The organism is Thalassorhabdomicrobium marinisediminis (assembly GCF_003072065.1).
Lineage (GTDB): Bacteria > Pseudomonadota > Alphaproteobacteria > Rhodobacterales > Rhodobacteraceae > Octadecabacter > Octadecabacter marinisediminis.
Genome location: NZ_QCYG01000008.1, coordinates 109,418 through 124,361 on the forward strand (window position 1 = coordinate 109,418; position 14,944 = coordinate 124,361).

13 protein-coding genes are annotated in these 14,944 nt (G+C 62.2%); 10 read left to right on the forward strand and 3 right to left on the reverse strand.

Annotation, left to right across the window (positions count from 1 at the left end; genetic code table 11):
- The first annotated feature begins 151 nt into the window (after nt 1-151).
- Genes DC363_RS13285 through DC363_RS13315 form a run of 7 tightly spaced genes read left to right on the forward strand, consistent with a single transcriptional unit; the run spans nt 152 to nt 6,816 of the window.
- Complete coding sequence (locus DC363_RS13285; RefSeq protein ID WP_108641643.1) at nt 152-1,429, forward strand: CpaE/TadZ family protein; 1,278 nt, start codon at nt 152-154, stop codon at nt 1,427-1,429.
- A 12-nt stretch (nt 1,430-1,441) separates the two neighbouring features.
- Complete coding sequence (locus DC363_RS13290; protein WP_108641644.1) at nt 1,442-2,881, forward strand: TadA family conjugal transfer-associated ATPase; 1,440 nt, start codon at nt 1,442-1,444, stop codon at nt 2,879-2,881.
- A gap of 12 nt (nt 2,882-2,893) precedes the next feature.
- Entirely contained in the window at nt 2,894-3,862 is a 969-nt protein-coding gene (locus tag DC363_RS13295; RefSeq protein ID WP_108641645.1) for a type II secretion system F family protein, read from the forward strand.
- Between the two features lie 5 nt (nt 3,863-3,867).
- The gene (locus DC363_RS13300; protein ID WP_108641646.1) at nt 3,868-4,845 is read left to right on the forward strand and encodes a type II secretion system F family protein; all 978 of its coding nucleotides are present in this window, start codon (nt 3,868-3,870) and stop codon (nt 4,843-4,845) included.
- A gap of 7 nt (nt 4,846-4,852) precedes the next feature.
- The gene (locus DC363_RS13305; protein ID WP_108641647.1) at nt 4,853-5,413 is read left to right on the forward strand and encodes a tetratricopeptide repeat protein; all 561 of its coding nucleotides are present in this window, start codon (nt 4,853-4,855) and stop codon (nt 5,411-5,413) included.
- Nucleotides 5,414-5,441: 28 nt separating this feature from the next.
- Entirely contained in the window at nt 5,442-6,299 is an 858-nt protein-coding gene (locus DC363_RS13310; RefSeq protein ID WP_108641648.1) for a tetratricopeptide repeat protein, read from the forward strand.
- A gap of 1 nt (nt 6,300) precedes the next feature.
- A complete protein-coding gene (locus DC363_RS13315) occupies nt 6,301-6,816 on the forward strand; it encodes a prepilin peptidase (protein WP_108641649.1) in 516 nt (171 codons plus the stop codon).
- Here DC363_RS13315 and DC363_RS13320 read toward each other — a convergent pair.
- Nucleotides 6,813-8,450, reverse strand: coding sequence for an alginate O-acetyltransferase AlgX-related protein (locus DC363_RS13320; RefSeq protein ID WP_108641650.1), 1,638 nt, complete (start codon nt 8,448-8,450; stop codon nt 6,813-6,815). The genes DC363_RS13315 and DC363_RS13320 overlap by 4 nt on opposite strands.
- Nucleotides 8,451-8,604: 154 nt before the next feature.
- Here DC363_RS13320 and DC363_RS13325 point away from each other — a divergent pair, with 154 nt between their 5' ends.
- From DC363_RS13325 to pdeM, 3 genes are all read left to right on the forward strand, one after another.
- On the forward strand, nt 8,605-9,915 hold the full coding sequence (locus tag DC363_RS13325; RefSeq protein WP_108641651.1) for a P-loop NTPase family protein: 1,311 nt from the start codon (nt 8,605-8,607) through the stop codon (nt 9,913-9,915).
- 149 nt (nt 9,916-10,064) lie between these two features.
- Nucleotides 10,065-12,467 carry a ligase-associated DNA damage response DEXH box helicase gene (locus DC363_RS13330; protein ID WP_108641754.1) on the forward strand — a complete coding sequence of 801 codons (2,403 nt, stop codon included), beginning with the start codon at nt 10,065-10,067 and terminating at the stop codon, nt 12,465-12,467.
- A gap of 44 nt (nt 12,468-12,511) precedes the next feature.
- The gene (pdeM, locus tag DC363_RS13335; RefSeq protein ID WP_108641755.1) at nt 12,512-13,180 is read left to right on the forward strand and encodes a ligase-associated DNA damage response endonuclease PdeM; all 669 of its coding nucleotides are present in this window, start codon (nt 12,512-12,514) and stop codon (nt 13,178-13,180) included.
- Here the strand turns inward: pdeM and DC363_RS13340 are convergent.
- Both DC363_RS13340 and folD read right to left on the reverse strand, forming a co-directional pair.
- Complete coding sequence (locus DC363_RS13340; protein WP_108641652.1) at nt 13,122-13,928, reverse strand: LytTR family DNA-binding domain-containing protein; 807 nt, start codon at nt 13,926-13,928, stop codon at nt 13,122-13,124. The genes pdeM and DC363_RS13340 overlap by 59 nt on opposite strands.
- Nucleotides 13,929-14,014: 86 nt before the next feature.
- The gene (folD, locus tag DC363_RS13345) at nt 14,015-14,908 is read right to left on the reverse strand and encodes a bifunctional methylenetetrahydrofolate dehydrogenase/methenyltetrahydrofolate cyclohydrolase FolD (protein WP_108641653.1); all 894 of its coding nucleotides are present in this window, start codon (nt 14,906-14,908) and stop codon (nt 14,015-14,017) included.
- Nucleotides 14,909-14,944: the final 36 nt, after the last annotated feature.

Sequence of the window (14,944 nt, forward strand, 5' to 3'; positions counted from 1 at the left end):
CAAATGGGCATTTCTAGCCCCATTCTTGCCGCCTTCTTCCGTCAAAACCTCTGCTGAAACCGCCCTTGGGTGCTTTGTGTGCCGGGCGGGACGCACGCTTGAGGACGCGGTGATTCCGCGACCCGACCCCGAGTAGAAGGACGATAAGGCCATGACCAGTTCGCAAATGCTACAGCCGGAACCCCAGCCGATCACGGCCTGCACGGTCAGCCGCGATGTGCAGAACTTCGATCTGCTGATCGAGGACATGGAAGCCTGCCTTGGCGAAAGCTGGGGCGATCTGAGTTTCGCAGACGCCCTGCCCTTTCTGGAGCAGCCCGACGCTTCGGAGCTGGAGTTCATCGCCATCGCGCTGGAAGAAGAGGACGAGGCGGATCTTGCCCTCATCTCCGAGATCGTCCGGGCCGCGAAAGCGCGCGAGATCAAGGTGTTGCTGATCGCCGAAGATGTCTCACCCGCGGCGCTGCACGGGTTGCTGCGTGACGGCGGGGATGAGTTCGTCCCCTACCCGCTTCCCGAAGGCGAATTGGCGCAAGCGATCGAGCGGGTGCTTTCGGTGCAGGACACGCCTGCCGTAGCACCGGAGCTTGAGAACAAACTCAAGGCCACCGGCGACCGCAACGGGGTGGTGATCCCGGTGCAGGGCATGGCCGGCGGCACCGGCGCCACAACGCTCGCCGTCAATCTGGCGTGGGAGTTGGCAAACATCGACGTGGGCAAGGGCAAAAAGGTCAAGGGCGCAGACGCACCCGCCGGTCCTCGGGTCTGCCTGCTTGATCTGGATTTCCAGTTCGGCACAACCTCCACCTATCTCGACCTGCCCCGCCGCGAGGCCGTGTTCGAGATGCTGCAGGACACCGACAACATGGACAGCGAGGTCTTCATGAACTCGCTTCTGTCCTACGACCAGAAATTGCAGGTGCTGACCGCGCCGACGGACCTGATCCCGATGGACCTGATCTCTCCGGTGGATGTGGAGCGGGTGATCGAGATGGCGCGCACGAATTTCGATTATGTCATCATCGACATGCCCAGCACGCTGCTGGAATGGACCGAGACCGTGCTTAACAAGGCGCATGTGTTCTTCGCGACGCTCGAGCTCGACATGCGCTCGGCGCAGAACACCCTGAGGATCAAGCGGGTGCTCCAATCCGAGCAACTGCCCTTCGAGAAGATGCGCTTCGTGCTGAACCGCGCGCCCAAGTTTACCGATCTGAACGGCAAGAGCCGGATCAAGCGTCTGGCCGACAGTCTTGGCATCTCGATCGAAGTGCAACTGCCCGACGGCGGCAAGACCGTGGCGCAGAACGCCGACCACGGCGTGCCAATGGCCGAAGGGATCGCCAAAAATCCCCTGCGCAAGGAAATCGCCAAGCTGGCGGCTTCGGTGCACGAGGTGAACGAGGCCGACATCGCCGCATCCGCATAAAGGTGGGACATCATGTTTTCGAAGTATAAAAAGACCGCACCCCCGGCCCCCCAGTCCGCCGCCAACGCCGAGGTCGCGCCCGATCAGCCGAACCAGCCCGAAGCGCCCACCCGTGCGACGATGGTCAAGCAGCCGCCGGTCAAGGCCGTCGTGCCTGCGGCGGACAAAGAGCGCAAGCGCAAGGAGCGGCTGGGCGAGATCAAGCTCGAGCTGCACAAGGCCCTGCTCGACAACCTGAACCTCGCCGCGCTTGAGCGGGCCTCGGACCAGGACCTGCGCGAAGAGATCCAGTCGATCTCGCAGGAGACGCTGGACGAGATGGGCATCGTTCTGAACCGCGAAGAGCGGCAGACGCTGGTCAAAGAGCTGTTCTTCGAGGTCAAGGGCCTGGGCCCGCTGGAAACCTTGCTGCAAGACGACAGCGTGAACGATATTCTAGTGAACGGACCGCAGCAGATTTTCGTGGAACGTGACGGGCGGCTGCAACTCACCGATGTGACCTTCAAGGATGAACGCCACCTGCTGCGGATCATCGACAAGATCGTGTCCGCCGTGGGCCGTCGCGTCGATGAATCGAACCCCTATGTGGACGCCCGCTTGGCCGACGGCTCGCGTTTCAACGCCATGGTGCCGCCGATTGCGGTTGACGGCTCGCTGGTGTCGATCCGTAAGTTCAAGAAGGACAAGCTGGGCATCGACGATCTGGTGAAATTCGGCGCCTTCACCGAAGAGATGGCCGCCTATTTGCAGGCCGCCGTCTCGACCCGGTTGAATATCATCGTCTCGGGCGGCACGGGCTCGGGCAAGACCACCACGCTCAACGCGCTGTCGTCTTTCATCGACGACGCCGAACGCATCCTGACGATTGAGGATACGGCGGAACTGCAGTTGCAACAGACCCACGTGGGCCGGATGGAAAGCCGCCCGCCCAACGTCGAAGGCAAAGGCGGCGTGAGCCAGCGTGACTGTCTGCGCAACGCCCTGCGGATGCGACCGGACCGGATCATCGTGGGCGAAACCCGCGGCGAGGAAGTCATCGACATGCTGCAGGCGATGAACACCGGTCACGACGGATCGATGACCACGATCCACGCCAACAGCGCGCGCGACGGGGTATCCCGTCTGGAAAACATGATCGCCATGGCGGGGATCGAAATGCCGCTGAAGGCCACACGCAGCCAGATTTCCTCGGCTGTGAACCTGATCGTGCAAGCCTCACGTCTGCAGGACGGCTCTCGCCGGATGACCTCAATCACCGAGATCACGGGGATGGAGGGCGACGTCATCTCGATGCAGGAAGTCTTCCGCTACCAGCGTGTGGGCCTGACCCCCGACAACAAGATCATCGGCCATTTCACCGCCACCGGCGTGCGATCGCATTTCTCGGAACGGTTCAAGCTGTGGGGCTACGATCTGCCCCCCGCCATCTTCGAACCCGTAGCCGCCCAGTAAGGGGACCCACACATGACGATTTCTCCGGAACCGATTATCTATGGCCTGATCTTCGTGGCCTGTATCGTGCTCGTCAACGGCATCTATCTGGTCGCCTTCGGCAAAAGCATCAACTTCAACAACCGGGTGAACCGCCGTTTGGAGATGTTGGAGAAAGGCGGCAACCGCGAACAGGTTCTCGACCAACTTCGCAAGGAAATGGGCCAGCACCTGGAATCGCAACAGATTCCGCTGTATTCCCTGTTGGCGGCGAAGGCGCAGAAGGCCAACATCGCCTTTACCCCATCGCAGCTGATGATGCTGATGGTGGTGATGTCCGGCGTGGCCTTCATGGGGCTCACGGTGGGCACCTCGACCAGTCTGCCGATCCGCATCGCCGTGTCGATTTCCATGGGCATCGGTGGCATCTATGTCTGGGTCAGCAACAAGGCAAAAAAGCGCATCGCGATGATCGAGGAGCAGCTTCCGGAAGCGGTTGAGCTGATGGTTCGGTCCTTGCGGGTGGGGCATCCGTTCAGCTCGGCCATCGCGATCGTGGCGAAAGAGGTGCCCGACCCGCTGGGTTCGGAAATGGGCGTGATCTCGGACGAGGCGGCCTACGGGCGCGACATGGGTGAGACGCTGAAAGACATGGCCGAACGGCTTGATATGCAGGATCTGCGGTTTCTGGCCGTCGCTGTGACCATCCAGCAGACCGCCGGCGGCAACCTTGCCGAAATCCTGCACGGGCTGGCGCAGGTGATCCGGGCCCGCTTCAAGCTATTCCGCCGGGTTAAAGCAATCACCGCCGAGGCGAAATGGTCGGGCATGTTCCTGTCCGTCTTCCCGCTCGGGGCACTGGTTATGATCAACCTGATCCAGCCGAACTACTATGACGACGTGAAAGAGACGTCGGTCTTCATTCCGGCCTGTCTGGCCGTAGCGGGCTTTCTGGTCGCCAACGTCGTCGTCATGCGTCGACTTGTAAACATCAAGGTGTAACGACTATGGGCATTCTCGACACGATCAACACCAAATTGACCGAGCTTTTGGGTCCTTTCGGGCCGGTCATGGCTCTGCTGATGCTGGGGGTTTTGCTGATCCTGCTGGTTCTGCCAGCGATGATGCAGAAGCGGGCCGACCCGCTGGACAAGCTCAAGGCGGCGAACCAACACGCGCAAGAACGCAGCTCGGACACGCTGCGCGCTTCACGCGGGACGGACAAGCTCGACAAGTATTCAAACTTTCTGGAACCGCAGGATGAAGAGGAATATTCGGCCATCCGGTTGAAGCTGATTCAGGCCGGCTATCGCACCAAATCGGCGGTCAAGACCTACCACTTCATGCAGTTCGCCTTGGGCATCTCGTTCCTGTTGTTGGGGATCACCTATGCGGTCTACGCCTCCTCAACGGGGGAGCCGAGCACGCAAAACACCATCATGTCGATCTTCATCCCCGGCTTCATGGGGTATTACCTGCCCAAATGGTGGGTGAACAAACGGCAAACCGCACGACAGTCGGAAATGGTCAACGGGTTTCCCGACAGCCTTGACATGATGCTGGTCTGCGTCGAAGCAGGGCAGTCCCTTGACCAAGCCATCATCCGCGTCGCCACCGAGCTCAAGTCCGGCTTCCCGGCGCTGGCCGAGGAATACGAAGCGGTCAGCCATGAGATGAAGGCCGGCAAGGACAAGACGCAGGTGTTGCGCGACATGTCGGAACGCTGCGGCGTGCCGGACATCGCATCCTTCGTAACCGTGCTGATCCAAAGCCAACAGTTCGGGACATCCATCGCCGAAGCGCTGCGCGTGTTCTCGGCCGAGATGCGCGACAAGCGGGTGTTGCGGGCCGAGGAGAAGGCCAACACCCTGCCGACAAAAATGACACTGGCGACGATGATGTTGACGGTGCCCCCGCTACTTATCATCTTGATCGGCCCGTCGGTTTATAACATCTACGAGACGTTGAATAAGGGCAATTTCTAGGGACCTGATGCGAAATCGCGCGCTGATGCTGGCTGCATGTGCCGTCCTGACCGCTTGTGGTCCGGGCGGCTTTGCGCCGTCCAAAGGTGACCGCGTTTTCGCGCCCGGTGTGGCCGGCTCCTCGGACATCGACGGGCTGCTGATCGGGCACCGGCTGATGGCCGCGGGCGAGTACGAGCTAGCCTTGCGCGCCTATACCCGCGCGGCGGCGCAACAGGGGCTGAACGTCGACACGCTCTCGGCGCTGGGATCTGCGAACCTCAAGCTGGGGCGGCTCAATCAGGCCGAGAGGCTGCTGCGCCGTGCCACTGAAGAGGATCCCACCTTTGCCGCCGCCTGGAACAACCTCGGCGTTATCTTAATGGAGCGCGGAAAGACCGCCGAGGCCGCGCAGGTCTTCCGTCGCGCATTTGCCACGGATAACGGCAATTCCGACGAAATCCGCGACAACCTGCGCTTGGCGCTCGCAAAATTGGATGATCCGCTTCATACTGACGGGCAAGAGAACGAACCGTTCCAACTGGTGCGACGGGGTACGGGCGATTACGTGATCCTGTCGACCCAATAAAGACAGAGCAGTAAAAGGACGCACACCCATGCGCCACCCTATTCTCCTTTCAGTGGCCCTTCTGGGCTCTTTTGCATTGGCCGCGTGCGACAAGTCGGGCGACGCGCAGGTCGAACGCGCGTTGCAGGACGTGAACGTGGTCGATGAAACCAACCTCAATGACGTGATGCTGACGGTCGCGGACCCCAACGAGGCCGTGAACTACTTCTCCCGCGCATCAACCAACGATCCGGGCCGGATTGACCTTATGCGCGGTTTGGCCAAGTCTTTGGTCCGCGCCCGCCGGCCCGCCGATGCGGTGACCGCATGGTCCGCCGTGGTGGACCATGACGACAGCACGCTGAACGACAAGATCGATCTGGCCGACGCCCTGATCCGCACCAACGACTGGGACAAGGCGGAAGCGGTGCTCGACACGATCCCGCCCACTTACGAGACCTTCAAACGCTACCGGCTTGAGGCGATGGTCGCCGACAGCAACGAGGAGTGGGCCAATGCCGACAGTTTCTACGAAACGGCCGTCGGGCTCACCACCTCGCCCGCCGGGGTCTACAACAACTGGGGTTTCTCGAAGCTGACGCGTGGGGATTACGCCGCGGCCGAACGCATGTTCACAGCGGCCCTGCGCAACGATTCCGACCTCTTCACCGCCAAGAACAATCTGGTTCTGGCCCGCGGGGCGCAGCGCAACTACGACCTACCCGTGGTGCCGATGGATCAGGTCGAGCGGGCACAGCTTCTGCACACGCTGGCGCTGACCGCGATCAAGCAGAACGACCTCACTATCGGGCGCGGGCTTCTGAAAGAAGCCATCGACACCCACCCGCAACACTTCGAAGCCGCCGTACGCGCGATGCGGGCGCTTGAAGACAACGTGACGAACTAAGGTGCTGACCCTTCCGCAGGTGTCGGTGACGCTGACGCAATCGGTCGCCTTCCTGATCTTCGTGGCCCCCCTGTGCCTTTATGTGGCGTGGAACGATCTGCGGGCGATGAAGATCCCCACCTGGTCGACCGACGCGCTGGCAATCATTTTCGTGGTCGTGGGCATCTTCGTCATGCCCTTCGGAGAGTACGCCTGGCGCTACAGCCACTTCTTCGTCGTTCTAGTAATCGCAATGATCCTGAATGCCGTAGGGGCGATGGGCGCAGGTGATAGCAAATTTCTGGCCTCGGCCGCGCCATTCGTGGCGCTGGAGGATGCGTTTCTTGTCCTAATGCTACTTGGGCTGGGCATGCTCGTCGGATACGTGATGCACCGGGTGGCGGGGCGCATCAGCGCGGTTCGCAACCTCGTCCCCACGTGGCAAAGCTGGCAGGAGCACAAGCGCTTTCCCTTGGGCTTTCCCATGGGTGCGGTCCTGATCCTGTATCTGGCCCTACCGCTGCTGTCTCAGCTCTAGTCCAGCGCGTAGAGCACATAGAGCGGTGTGCGCCGTACCTCTGATACGGTCAGCGTGCCCGTCTCGATCCGCTCTTCAATAAGCTCAAGGATCATTTGCCGTGCGCTTTCGATGACCGGGCACCTCGGCACGAGGAGGTAATCCGCATCCTCGATCCCCGGCAATCCGCCATAATACCACGGCGCGCCCTGATCCAAGGGGTCCAGATCACCAAAAAGCCAATGGCTCGAGAAGATATCCGCCGCGAATAGTGATGCCCCGTCAGCCAATCCGGCCTGCTCAAGGTCGCGAACGATCGCGCCGAACATCCCGGGCAATCCGAGCTCCAGCGCACAGGGCGCCGAAGTCTCGCCTAGAAAAACCGTATCGGGATCGCGCCCTTCGAACCGCGGCAAAAGGTCGAGTTCGATATCCAAGGCTATCCGAGCATCGACGCGTTCCTGTCGCGCTTCATGGCCCAGCAAATCACGATGGACGCCCCCGCGCGGCAGCATCGGCACGTAGTCCACCGGATCGACCTGCAAGTGGCGCAGCGGGCTGGACATGAGGTTGAACAGCGACGCGGATGACAGCGCAAATGCGACCGCCGAGGCCAGCACCAGCGCGTCCCGATAGCTCCAGCCCCAGCGGCTGATGACATTGTCGGCCTGCCCCCGCAGCCCGAGAAGCAGGACCCCCAGCAGCAAGAGCCATTGGGGATCGTTGCCGAAGTTCTGATAGGTGACATAGATAAAGCCCGGCAAGAGCATCAAGAGCACCATGCCGCCCGCCCGTGCATGTGCCAATCGCAGAAAAATGACACCGGCAACGGCGACAAGCGACCCGGCCAGATAGGCCGGCGCGGCCATGACCGCGCTGAGCGGCGCCCCGGGGGCCGGGCGCACCACCGATCCGGCGACCTCCAAAAGATCGCCCAGATAGGCAGTCCAGAAATCCACCCCTGTGAAAATAGTCACGCCCAGCGCCAACACCAGACCAGTCACCAGCGCCACACCGATGGCCCGCCGCTGCCTGGTCAGGGCAAGGGCCACCACGATAGGAATGATGAACGTGGCAAAATAGGTCATCTTCGTCATGGCCATGATGAAGACCATCAGCCCGATGATGACGCCGTCAATCGCACCGGCCCGCCGGGGGTCCCGCGACGTTTCCGGCGGGATCATGGCGGCCAGAATGGCGACAAAGGCCGCCGCCCAAGCCAGACGGTTGTAATGCATGGAGATAGAAATCGACTGCTCGGCCTCTCCGTGGACGAGGGCGAGCAACAGCACTAATACGATAAACCCGAAGAGCGCGGCCAGCCAAAGCCCTAGCCGGGACCCGGCGATCCGGATGATCATCGGCAGGAACACCGCAGCGACAAGCACCTGCGTCCACAAAAAGGCCGTGCCGACCCCCAGCCCCGCTTTGACCAACATGGCAATCGGCCAGAACGCGAGCAGCCCGATCGGCGTCATGAAGTCGAGGTGCGGCAGCTGTCCTTGCGCCATCCGCAGCACGATCTGGATGACGTGCAGGGTATCGCCTTCGTGTTTGCCGACGTACAGCCCGTCGCTCAGCACGGCTGCGCCGCCCAGAACCAACCACGTCAGGGTGAGAAAGGCGGCCAATACCGCCCAGGATTTTCGTGTCATGCCTGCCTCTGGAACGGTTTTGTCCCTTTTTTCGACACAATACTGGGGCACACCGACATTGCAAACCTTTCCCCGTCCACGTCCGAATTGTGTCGCGGAGGGGCAAACGGGTCACAGAAACCGGCCGAAAGGCACGAAATTTGGGTGGAACGCTATGAACATGCAGGTCTCGAACGTGATGGCCCCCCCGGCGCCAAAAACCGTCGAAGCGATGTCCCTGTCGCCCGTGATGATGCGCGACATTCTGATCAAGACGATGTTTCGCACCAACCTTGAAAACGTAAGCGCGCTGGCCAAGGTCCTGTGCCTGCCGGTCAACGTCACCCAGCAACTGGTTGATGCCGCGCGTGGCCAGCGCCTGTGCGAGGCGACCGGCACGCTCAATGCCAACAACGGCAACGAGATGGGCTATCAGCTGACCGAAGCCGGCAAGGCCCGGGCGCTGGATGCCCTTGCGCAGTCGGAATATTTCGGCGCGATGCCGGTGCCGCTCGAGACCTACCGCGAACAGGTGAAACGCCAGTCGATCCGCAACATTCAGGTGACCCGCGATCAGCTCACCTCGGCCATGGGGCACCTGATCCTGCCCCCTGCCCTGCTTGACCAGCTCGGCCCCGCCGTGGGCGCCGGTCGGTCGATCCTGATGTATGGACCACCCGGCAACGGGAAATCCTCGATCTCGAACGGGATCCGCGATGCGCTGGGCGACAAGATCTACATCCCCCGCGCGATCGAATATTCCGGTCAGGTGATCACCGTCTATGATCCCATCGTCCATACCGCCGCCGAGGAAGACGTGGACGACCCGAACTCTCTGCGCCGCACTTCGGGGCGCTATGACACCCGCTATGTGAAATGCGAACGCCCGACGGTGATCACCGGCGGGGAACTCAGCCTCGAGATGCTCGATCTGGTCTACAACCCCGTTGCGCGGACCTATCAGGCGCCGCTGCAGTTGAAGTCCACCGGCGGGATCTTCATCATCGACGACCTTGGGCGGCAGGCCGAGCCGCCGCAGGCCATCGTCAACCGCTGGATCGTCCCGCTGGAAGAAAACCGCGATATTCTGGCCCTTCAGTCGGGCGAGAAATTCGAGGTGCCTTTCGACACGCTGGTGATTTTCTCGACCAACTTCCACCCGAACGAGATCTTCGACAAGGCGGCGCTGCGCCGGATTTTCTTCAAGATCAAGATCGACGGACCGGATCAGGAAGACTTCCTGAAGATTTTCGCGATGATGGCGCGCAAACGCAAGATGCCGCTGGATGAGGCCGCGCTGGTGCATCTGTTGCAGAACAAATATCCGACGATCGACAACGTCTATGCGAACTATCAGCCGATCTTCCTGATCGACCAGATGATTTCGATCTGCGAGTTCGAGGGAATCCCCTATCAGATGTCACCGGAGCTGATCGACCGGGCCTGGGCGAACATGTTCGTCAAGGAAGAAGAGATCGTGCATTAAGCCAAGTTGCCCGGCTTGACGTTCGACGGATCGAATGGGCACGGCCCATCCGATCCCCCGGGGCGCTGCCCCGGACCCCGAGGTATTTGTGAACCAAAGAAGCCGGGGCTCCGCCTTGACCGCGGGCGGTGATGGGGCATCTTATGGGGATGCGCGATCTGCCCCAAAGATTTCAGGACTGGTTCGATAGCAAAGGCTGGTCGATTCATCCGCACCAGCAGGTGATGCTGGACCGCGCAGGGGAGCCTGCGCTTTTGCTGATTGCGCCCACCGGGGGCGGCAAGACGCTGGCGGGGTTCCTGCCCTCTCTGGTTGAATTGGAGGACGGTGCGCACGAGGGGTTGCACACGCTTTATGTCTCGCCGCTCAAAGCCCTGGCCGCGGACATCAAGCGCAATCTGGGCACGCCGATTGCCGATATGGACCTGCCGATCCGGGTTGAGGATCGCACGGGCGACACCAGCTACACGCAAAAACGCAGGCAGCGGGCGGATCCACCGCATATTCTGTTGACGACGCCGGAATCGCTGGCGCTTCTGGTGTCCTACGAAGACGCGCCCCGGATGTTCAAGGGCGTGCAACGGATCATCGTTGACGAGATCCACGCGCTGGCGGAAAGCAAACGGGGCGATCAGTTGATGCTGGCACTGAGCCGGGTGCAGGCCATGGCGCCGGGGCTGCGCCGTGTCGGGCTGTCGGCCACGGTCGAGGACCCGGCCGCGATTGCCCATCAACTCGCTCGGCACCCCGACCCCTGCCCCATCGTCATGGCCGATCCCGGTCCGGACCCCGATATCTCGATGCTGGTGACTGAAGAGACCCCGCCCTGGTCTGGCGGTGGGGCGAAATACTCGATCCCGGCGGTGCTGGATCTGGTGCGGCAACACAGCACAACCTTGATTTTTCACAACACCCGCGCGCAGGCGGAAATCTATTTCCACAACCTGTGGCTTGCCAATGAGGATAGCCTGCCCATCGGGATCCATCACGGCAGCCTGAGCCGGGACCAGCGCAGCAAGGTCGAAGCGGCGATGGTGCGTGGCGATTTGCGGGCGATTGTCTGCACCGGCAGCCTTGATCTGGGCATCGACTGGGGGGACGTGGACCTTGTGGTGCAGATCGGGGCGCCCAAGAATGTCAAACGGCTGATCCAGCGGATCGGTCGTGCCAACCACCGCTACAACGCGCCGTCGAAGGCCGTTCTGGTGCCTGCGAACCGGTTCGAGGTGGTGGAATGCGTCGCCGCGCTGGAAGCCGGCCGCGAACACGATCTGGACGGTGACCCGAAGGGCCCCGGCCCGCGGGATGTGCTGTGCCAGCATATCCTGATCGCCGCATGCGCTGGCCCGTTCGAGGCCACGGAGCTGTTCCGGCAGATCAAGACCGTTGGCGCCTATAGTGAGTTGAGCCGCGCGGCCTTTGACGACTGCCTCGAGTTCTGCGCCACCGGCGGCTATGCCTTGCGCGCCTATGACAAGTGGCAGCGCCTGAAAGAGGTGGACGGCACATACCGGTTGCGCGACCCGCGGTCCGCCGCGCAGATCCGCATGAACATCGGCACGATCTACGATGTGGAGACCCTCAAGGTCCGGTTCCGGCGTGCCGCGCAGAGTCTGGGCGAGGTCGAGGAGGCGTTCGCCGCCTCGCTCACCCCCGGGGATACCTTCCTCATGGGCGGTCAGATCGTGCGCTATGAAGGGCTGAACCAGATGACCGTTGAAGTGAGCCGCAACAAGGGGCGCGAACCCAAGGTTGCCACCTTCTACGGCACCAAGTTCGCCACCTCGACCCAGCTCAGTCAGCGCATTTTGCGGATGTTCCAGCAGGAGCGTTGGCCGGAGTTGCCGCCGCACACCGCCCAATGGCTGCAGCTTCAGCGCGACGTGTCGAAGCTGCCTGATGCGGGGCGCATCCTTGTGGAGTCCTTTCCCCATGACGGGCGTGCCAATCTGGCGATCTATGGCTTTGCCGGGCTGAACGCCCATCGCACGCTGGGCCTGATCCTCACCCAGCGGATGGAGGCGGCGGGGCTTAATCCGTTGGGGTTTGTGGTGACCGACTATGCCTTGCTGATCTGGGGGCTGACGCCGGTCGCGGACGCGGCCCCCCTGTTCGATCCTGCCAACATCCGCGACGGGTTGGAGACGTGGTTGCAGGGCAACGCCGTGATGAAGCGCACCTTCCGGCAGGCTGCGATCATTGCGGGGCTGATCGACCGCAACACGCGTGGCGGGCGCAAGACGGGGCGGCAGGCGACATTCTCGAGCGATATTCTGTATGACACGCTTGCGAAATATGACCCCGATCACCTGATGTTGCGGATCACCCGCGAAGAGGCGATGCGCGGGTTGGTGGACTTCGGCCGCGTGGAAGAAATGCTGCAGCGCACCGCGGGGCGGGTCGATCAGGTGAACCTTGACCGGGTGACGCCGCTTGCCGCACCGCTGTTCCTCGAACCCGGACGGATCCCGGTGTTCGGAGAGGCGCGCGAACGGCTGTTGCAGGAGAAGACCGAGGAACTGATGCAAGAGGCCGGTCTAACGGACCTGTGATCCCCCTCTGGACCCTGCTGGGAAATTCCGGCATGGAACAGATCATGAACGATCATCACTTTACCTTCAACGCCGCGGCCCTTGTGGCGCGGGCGGATGGCACGCTTTGGTGGCCCGATGAAGGGCTGCTTTGTGTGTCCGACCTGCATCTGGGCAAGTCCGAACGGATCGCGCGCAGGGGGGGCAACCTGTTGCCCCCCTATGAAACGCAAGACACGTTGTGGCGGCTTAAAGCAGCGATCGCGGCCGTGCAGCCCGAACGGGTAATCTGTCTGGGGGACAGTTTCGATGACATCACTGCCGCGCAGTCCGTCCCGGAGGAGGCGCGGCGCAGCCTGATGCATTTGCAGGCCGGGCGGGAATGGATCTGGATCGAGGGCAACCACGATCCCGGCCCCGTCGACATTGGCGGCACCCACCGCGTCGAGGTCACGGTCGGCCCCCTGACCTTTCGCCACATCACCGATGGTAAGACGATTGGCGAAGTGTCCGGACACTATCACCCGAAGGCGAGCGTGCGGGGCGCGGGCTTCGCGCGGGCCTGTTTCCTGATGGACCGCCGCAAACTGATCCTGCCGGCCTTCGGGGCCTATACGGGCGGACTGTCCGTCGGGCACACAGCCCTGCGGTCGTTGTTCGCTGCGGATGGTCTGGCTATTCTGACGGGAAAGCGCGCTCTGCCGGTGCCCCTGTCGGCCTGTCTTCGTCGCTGACCGGCTGGATCTTCGCAAGGTTGGGTCGGTATTTCGGCCCGACGGGCAGCTCGGTGCCGCAGACCAGCTTGACCACGTCCCGGCCATTGGCCTCAGCCACCCCTTCGATCTGCGACAGTGCGACCCAATGGGACCGATGCACGCAGAAGCCCGGTTCGCGGTCGATGTCAGCCACCGCGTCGCGCAACCGCATCAGGATACGGTATTCCTCACCACTGACGAGCCGGATGCGGATGTGGTGGTTGTCGGAGCTCACCCGACCAAGCCGCGCCCCGTCGGGCGCGTCGATCCGGTCAAGCAGACGGTCCCGCCGGTCGGGATTGCCGGCCAACTCTTGTTGAATAGCGCGGCGGACAATGGTCGCCGCCAGACCGATGAGAAAGGCGAAAAGGCTGATGGTGTGCCAGCCCACGCGGGGCCCTTCTTGCGGCCAGATCACCGGATTGAGCACCGCCGTGAAGGGGCCGACCGCCAGCGCCAAGGCCAACACGACCAGAAGATCCTCGGCCGCGTCCGCCTTGCGCTTGCGCAGCATGCGCCATGCCACGCGAAAGCCGAAAGCGGCCATGACGGACAGCCCGATCACAAAAGCCCAGTAAGCCAGTCGAGCCCCAAACGACAACGCGCCGTAGGTGTTGAACGGACCCGACAACGCGATGATTACGCTGACCAGCATCCAAATCGCCAAAACCGGCCGAAGCTCGATTTCAGCAGCGACCTCTGCGACGGTCGCCTTCAGTCTCTCCATACCCGATCCCCTCAGATCGTTTTGCACCGAATCGATTCGGCGCCCCACAACCTTAGGGGGAGCTGATTGATCTGACGACCAAAAAACTAAACGGTCAGCGTGTCAGGCTCAGCCAGCGCGTTGGCGCGGCAACAGGCGGTCAGCGTATTGGCCAGCAGACAGGCGATGGTCATCGGCCCGACGCCGCCGGGCACAGGGGTAATCGCGCCGGCCACTTTGACGCAACTGCCGTAATCCGCATCCCCGACCAATCGTGTGCCGCCGTCCGGTTTGTCGATGCGGTTGATGCCCACGTCGATCACCGTCGCCCCCGGTTTGATCCAGTCGCCCTGCACCATTTCCGGGCGCCCCACGGCGGCGACGACTATATCCGCGCCGCGCACAACGTCCGGCAGATCGCGGGTCCGCGAATGGGCAATCGTCACGGTGCAGCTGTCGCCCAGTAAAAGCTGCGCCATGGGTTTGCCGACAATGTTCGAGCGGCCGATCACCACGGCGTTCATGCCTGATAAGGACCCGTGATGGTCGCGCAACATCAGCAGCGCGCCGAGCGGCGTGCAGGGCACCATCGCCTTCTGCCCGGTTGCCAGCCGCCCCACATTCGAGATGTGGAACCCGTCCACGTCCTTGGCGGGATCGATCGCGTTGATCACCAGATCGCTGTTGAGGTGGTCCGGCAGCGGCAGTTGCACAAGGATGCCGTGAATTGTCGGGTCGGCGTTGAGCGTTTCGATCACCTCAAGCAGGCCCGCTTCGCTGACCGAGGCGTCCAGCCGGTGCTCCACCGACTTCATGCCCACCTCGCGCGTCATCTTGCCCTTGGATTTGACATAGACCTGGCTGGCCGGATCCTCTCCGACCAGCACCACCGCCAGCCCTGGTGTGATGTCGTGATCCGCCTTGAGCCTTGCGACCCCTTCGGCCACTTGCCCGCGCACCTTCGCCGCGAAGGCTTTTCCGTCAATCACCGTGGCTGTCATGGCTGTCCCTTGTGTCGTAGTGGTCTGAATATCAGG